Here is a 3,581-nt window from a genome sequence, read left to right as displayed (position 1 = left end):
ATGCAGGGGTTCGGCGACCAGTTTTTCTACCTTCTGGCGCGGGTCGAAGGATCCGTAGGGATCTTGAAAAACGACCTGCATGTCGCGTCGCGCCGGCTTCAGCTCGGCTTCGCTCTCGCCAGTGATAGTCTCGCCACGAAACGAGATCGTGCCCGATGTCGGCCGATCCAGCGCCAGGATCATGCGGGCGAGCGTTGACTTGCCGCAGCCGGAGCGGCCGACCAGCGCCACCGATTGACCCGGGGCCATCGACAGCGAGACGTCGTCGACAGCGCGGATACCAGGCGCGCGCTTGAACAGCGAGGTACGCCGGCCGGGATAGTCGCGGGTCACGCCCTCGACCTGAAGCAAAGGTCGGCCCGTCTCGATGCCGTGCGGCCTAGCGCGCGCCGGCACGTGCATCGAGGCCTGGGCCAGTTGGCGCGTGTAGGGGTGGAGCTGTTCGGACAGCGTGCGTGCCGTGTCTCCGGCCTCCATCACCTCGCCGCGGCGCAGGATGGTGATGCGGTCGGCCATCTCGGTCACCACGGCGAGGTCGTGCGAGATCAGGAGCAGGCCCATGCGGCCTTCGGCGACGAGGTCGCGCAGGAGGTCGAGGATCTGTGCCTGCAGCACCACATCGAGCGCCGTCGTCGGTTCGTCGGCGATCAGCAGCTTCGGCTTCAGCGCGCAAGCGATGGCGATGACGACGCGCTGGCGCTGGCCACCCGACAGTTCGTGCGGATAGCGCGACATCGGGAATTTCGCTTCGGGCAGGCCGACGCGGTCGAGCATTTTTCGCGCCCGATCTTCGGCCTCGGCGCGGCTGGCCTTGGTGTGCCAGCGTATGCCTTCGGCAACCTGTTCGCCGATGGTCTTGACCGGATTGAGCGCCGTCATCGGCTCCTGGAACACCATGCCGATGTCGTCGCCGCGCAGCGCGCACATCTGGTCTTCGGTTGCCGCGAGGATGTCGATGCCGTCGAAAGCAACGCGTCCGGTGGCGCGCGCGGCATGGGGCAGGAGCTGCATCACCGTCAGCGCGGTCATCGACTTGCCGGAGCCAGATTCGCCGACCAGCCCCATCACCTCACCGGACGCGACGGAAAGCTCCATGCCCTTGAGGATCGGCGTGTCGCCGATGGTCAACGATAGGTTCTCGATGTCGAGCAAACTCATCGCTGCCGCCGCGATTTCGGATCGAGGATGTCGGCGATGCCGTCGCCCAGGAGGTTCAGCCCGAGCACGGTGAGAACGATCGCCATGCCGGGAAAGATCGCCATCCACGGCGCCACCACCATGCGGGTCTGCGCGTCGAACAGCATGCGGCCCCAACTCGGCATTGGCGGCTGGGCGCCGAGGCCCAGATAGGAAAGCCCGGCCTCGGCCAGGATGCCCAGCGCGAACTGGATGGTGCCTTGCACCAGAAGCAGGGTGGCGATGTTGGGCAGCACATGTTCGATGGATATCTGCGTGCTGCTCTTGCCGGCGGCGCGCGCGGCCAGAATGAACTCGCGCGGCCAGATCGCCAGCGAGCCGGCGCGGGCGACACGTGCAAAGACCGGGATGTTGAAGATGCCGATGGCGATGATGGCGTTGATGGCGCCTGGCCCGAAGATGGCGGTGATCATGATCGCCGACAGCAGAGCAGGGAAGGCGAAGACGAGATCGTTCAGTCGCATCAGCGCCTCGTCGACGAGACCGCCGCGTGCCGCGGCAAAGGCGCCGAGCGGCACGCCGACCCCCATGCCGATGCCGACCGCGACGAGCGCCACGGCAATCGAGTTGCGGGCGCCGACCATGACCATCGACAGGATGTCGCGGCCGAAATGATCGGTGCCGAACCAGTGCGCCAGCGAGGGCGCCTGCGTCTTGTCCGATATCACCAGTTTCGTGACGTCGTAGGGCGCCCAGGCATAGGAGACGATCGCCATGGCCAGGATCAGCAAGGTGATGACGAAACCGGTAACGAAGGCGGTGTTCCTGAAGGCCTTGGCCAGGATGCTGCCGAACGTCTCCTCAGGGATGTCGATGTACAGCGTCATTGCCGGCTTCTCAGGCGCGGATCGACGAGCGCGTAGGACAAGTCGACGAGGAGGTTGACGGCAATGACGGCGGCGACCAGCAGCATGACCACGCTTTCGACGACGATCAGGTCGCGCTGGGTGATCGCCTGGAACACCAGCCGGCCGAGGCCGGGCAGATAAAACACATTCTCGATGATGATGGTGCCGGCAAGCAGGAAGGCGAACTGCAGGCCCAGGATGGTCAGCACCGGAATCATGGCGTTGCGCAGTGCATGCCGCCACAGCACGGCGCGATAGGGTAGGCCTTTGGCGCGGGCGGTGCGGATATAGTCTTCGTTCAGGACCTCGATCAGCGCCGAGCGGGTGACGCGCGCCAGGATCGCGGCTTGCGGCAAGGCAAGCGCCACTGCCGGCAGCAGCAACGATTTCAAGGCTGGCCAGATGCCGGCACTCCAGCCGGGAAAGCCGCCGGCAGGGACCAGCCGCAGCCAGACGGCGAAGACATAGATCAGCATCAGCGCGAACCAGAAATTGGGCACGGCGACGCCGAGCTGTGCGGCGCCCATGGAAATCGTATCACCGGCCCGCCCACGCCGGCTGGCGGAAAACAGGCCGACGGGAATCGCGATGATGGTGGAGAGCGCAAGCGCAATCAGCGCCAGCGGCAGCGAGACGGCAAGCCGTTCGCGCACCAGGTCGATGACCGGCACCGAATAGGTGTAGGAGCGGCCGAAATCGAGGCTGAGCAGGCCGCCGGCCCAGTGCAGATAGCGCAGGCCAAGTGGCGCGTTGAGGCCCATCTGGTTGCGCAGCAGCTCGACCTGGTCGGCACTGGCGTTCATGCCCAGCATCAGCCGCGCCGGGTCGCCGGGCAGGATCTCCAGGACGGCGAACACCACCATCGAAGCCAGCAACAGCGTGGCGAGCGCAATGGCGAGGCGCTTGAGGAGGTAGGCGGTCATGGAAGGTGGGGGACCGCTGTTTTGCCCAGTGCGACGGAATGCAGGTTTCGCCTGTTGTCCAACAGCCTCACTCGCTCCACTTCACCTTGGTCAGGTCATTGGCCTGGATCGGAGCGTTTTCCCAGAGCCCCTGCAGCTTGGCGTCCCAGACGCCGACCTTCGGTAATTCGTAGAGGAAGCCGACCACGGCGTCGTCGGCCAGGATCTTCTGCGCCTGCCCCAGCAATTCCTTGCGCTTGGCTTCGTCGGAGGTGACGCCGAGATCGGCAATCAACTTGTCGAAGGCCGGGTTGTCGTAGTTGAAGTAATAATCCTTGCGCGAATAGATATCGATGTCGTTGGGTTCGGTGTGGGAGACGATGGTCAGGTCGTAATCCTTCTTGGTGAACACCTGATCCAGCCACTGTGCCCATTCGACCGGAATGATTTCCAGATCGATGCCGACGTCCCGAAGTTGCGAGGCGATGATTTCGCCGCCCAGCCTGGCATAGCCGGGCGGCGGCAGTTTCAGCGTCGCCTTGAAGCCTTTCTCCAGCCCTGCTTCTTTCAGCAATTCCTTGGCCTTGGCGACATCATGCGGGTAGCGGCCGGTGAGGTCGACATAGTCCTTGTT

The 3,581-nt window shown here is 64.6% G+C and carries 4 protein-coding genes; all 4 read right to left on the bottom strand.

Annotation, left to right across the window (positions count from 1 at the left end; genetic code table 11):
* Positions 1-1,158 (bottom strand): ATP-binding cassette domain-containing protein (locus tag EN935_RS26670; RefSeq protein ID WP_164771361.1); only part of this gene is annotated, 1,158 nt, incomplete at its 3' end.
* Positions 1,155-2,024: an ABC transporter permease gene (locus EN935_RS26665; protein ID WP_127264709.1), complete on the bottom strand. Its 870-nt coding sequence runs from the start codon at positions 2,022-2,024 to the stop codon at positions 1,155-1,157. The genes EN935_RS26670 and EN935_RS26665, both read right to left, overlap by 4 nt.
* Positions 2,021-2,968, bottom strand: coding sequence for an ABC transporter permease (locus EN935_RS26660; RefSeq protein ID WP_127264710.1), 948 nt, complete (start codon positions 2,966-2,968; stop codon positions 2,021-2,023). The genes EN935_RS26665 and EN935_RS26660 overlap by 4 nt, the downstream gene beginning before the upstream one ends.
* Before the next feature lie 67 nt (positions 2,969-3,035).
* Positions 3,036-3,581: ABC transporter substrate-binding protein (locus tag EN935_RS26655; RefSeq protein ID WP_245489058.1), on the bottom strand; the 546-nt coding region annotated here is incomplete at its 5' end.

Origin of the sequence: Mesorhizobium sp. M7D.F.Ca.US.004.03.1.1 (genome assembly GCF_003998635.1) — a bacterium.
In the GTDB taxonomy this organism is placed as follows: domain Bacteria; phylum Pseudomonadota; class Alphaproteobacteria; order Rhizobiales; family Rhizobiaceae; genus Mesorhizobium; species Mesorhizobium loti.
Note: the sequence above shows the minus strand (reverse complement) of the source record. Positions and strands in the feature narration are given on the sequence as shown.

Bases quoted from the DNA above. Each gene is read 5' to 3' on its own strand.
- EN935_RS26665 (WP_127264709.1), bottom strand. From the start codon at position 2,024: ATGACGCTGTACATCGACATCCCTGAGGAGACGTTCGGCAGCATCCTG.
- EN935_RS26660 (WP_127264710.1), bottom strand. From the start codon at position 2,968: ATGACCGCCTACCTCCTCAAGCGCCTCGCCATTGCGCTCGCCACGCTG.